Annotated in this window: 1 protein-coding gene; it reads right to left on the reverse strand. The window is 36.4% G+C overall.

The window, feature by feature from the left end:
• Positions 1-361, reverse strand: a 361-nt coding sequence (locus H4O21_RS28400) for a class II glutamine amidotransferase domain-containing protein (protein ID WP_220495876.1), incomplete at its 3' end; no start/stop codon positions are given.
• Positions 362-379 lie beyond the last annotated feature (18 nt).

The raw sequence follows: 379 nt of genomic DNA on the forward strand, positions 1-379 counted from the left end.
CAGGACGTTCAGAAGCAACAACAATTACTTCATCATCACTATAATAATAACACGGTCTGATACCTGCTGGGTCGCGAAGTACAAAAGAATCTCCATGACCAATTAATCCTGCCATGGCATAACCGCCATCCCAGTTTTTGGCAGCACGTTTTAGGATTTTAGATACTTTTAAACGTTCTGCAATTAAAGGAGAAGCTTGTTGTTTATTATACCCTTCTTTTTTTAAGTCTTTATATATCTTACTCACTGCGTCATCCAGAAAATGACCAATTTTTTCCATTACAGTAATGGTATCGGTATATTCTTTTGGATGCTGGCCTAACTCAATTAAATTTTGAAAAAGCTCCTTAACATTGGTCATGTTAAAGTTACCTGCCAT

Origin of the sequence: Oceanospirillum sediminis (assembly GCF_014164585.1) — a bacterium.
Taxonomy (GTDB): Bacteria; Pseudomonadota; Gammaproteobacteria; order Pseudomonadales; family Halomonadaceae; genus Oceanospirillum; species Oceanospirillum sediminis.